General features: G+C 74.5%; 1 protein-coding gene and 1 pseudogene. One reads left to right on the top strand and one right to left on the bottom strand.

What is annotated here, in order from left to right; translation table 11 throughout:
* A pseudogene (locus HMPREF3105_RS10605) lies at nucleotides 1-240 on the bottom strand (3-methyladenine DNA glycosylase); the annotation flags it as partial.
* A 162-nt stretch (nucleotides 241-402) separates the two neighbouring features.
* On the opposite strand from HMPREF3105_RS10605, the gene HMPREF3105_RS10600 reads away from it, so the two are divergent.
* On the top strand, nucleotides 403-1,471 hold a 1,069-nt coding region (locus HMPREF3105_RS10600), incomplete at its 3' end, for a PLP-dependent cysteine synthase family protein (RefSeq protein ID WP_070709557.1).

The raw sequence follows: 1,471 nt of genomic DNA, 5'->3' as shown, positions 1-1,471 counted from the left end.
GGCCGTCACCGCGGTGCCGCCCCCTGCGGCCTCCCGGACGCCGGAGACCAGCAACGACGTCGGCCGGCCCGGGCCGTCCGACGCCACGTCCGGGGCGGGGGAGCGCAGAGTGAGCCAGACGCCCTGCGGTGTGGCGCGGACCGTGGGGTCGGCCGCACCGCGCTGCAGGGGGCGCAGGGTGAGCGCGACGTCCACGGGGACGGGCACGCGCACGCGGCGCTCGGCGTCCGGGGCGGTCATGCCCGCACCGTACACCCGGGCCCGGACAGGACGACGTCGGCCGTGACGGCGCGCACGCCGGGCGTTGCCCCGCGTGTCCGGAGCCCTCCTTAGGCGTCCGGCCCCTGGCGTAGCGTGGGGTGCGTGAGTGAAAAGACCCCCGCGCCCACCCCTGCGCAGCCCATGCAGTACGCCGAGAACGTCCTCGAGCTGATCGGGCACACCCCGCTCGTGAAGCTGCACTCCGTGACGGAGGGCATCGAGGCCACCGTCCTGGTGAAGGTCGAGTACCTGAACCCCGGCGGCTCCGTGAAGGACCGCATCGCGCTGAAGATGATCGAGGAGGCCGAGCGCGAGGGCCTGCTCGGCCCGGGCGGCACCGTCGTGGAGCCCACCTCGGGCAACACGGGCGTGGGGCTGGCCCTGGTCTCACAGCTCAAGGGCTACCGCACCGTGTTCGTCACCCCGGACAAGGTGGGTCAGGAGAAGCGGGACGTGCTCAGCGCGTACGGCGCCGAGCTCGTCGTCACGCCCACCGCCGTGGACCCGACGTCCGAGGAGTCCTACTACGGGGTCGCCGACCGCCTCGTGCGGGAGATCCCCGGGGCCTATCAGCCCAACCAGTTCTTCAACCCCGCCGCCCCGGCCTCCCACTACGAGACCACCGGCCCCGAGATCTGGGAGGACACGGCCGGCCGCGTCACCCACGTCGTGATGGGCGCCGGCACGGGCGGCACCATCACGGGCACCGGCCGCTACCTCAAGGAGGTCTCGGCGGACCGCCCGTCCGGTCCGGTCCGCGTGATCGGCGCGGACCCCAGCGGCTCGGTGTACTCCGGCGGCGCCGGCCGGCCCTACTTCGTCGAGGGTGTCGGCGAGGACATGTGGGTGGACAACTACGACCCCGCGGTCCCGGACGAGGTCATCGCCGTCGAGGACGCCGAGGCCCTGGCCATGACCCGCCGCCTCGCCGCCGAGGAGGGCCTGCTCGTGGGCGGCTCCTCCGGTCTGGCCGTCGTCGCCGGCCTGCGCGCCGCCCGCGAGCTCGGCCCGGAGGACGTCATGGTGATCGTGCTGCCCGACTCGGGCCGCGGCTACCTCGCCAAGATCTTCAACGACCCGTGGATGGACGAGCGCGGCTTCGACTACGACGTCCGCGAGACCGTGCTGCCGGCGTGGGCGCGCGGGCGCACCCGCTCGGCGGTCCCGCAGATGGACGACGACGGCGCCACGGGGGCCGCCGGCGGGGCCG

It is taken from the genome of Micrococcus sp. HMSC31B01 (assembly GCF_001816085.1).
GTDB classification, from domain to species: domain Bacteria; phylum Actinomycetota; class Actinomycetes; order Actinomycetales; family Micrococcaceae; genus Micrococcus; species Micrococcus luteus.
Note: the sequence above shows the minus strand (reverse complement) of the source record. Positions and strands in the feature narration are given on the sequence as shown.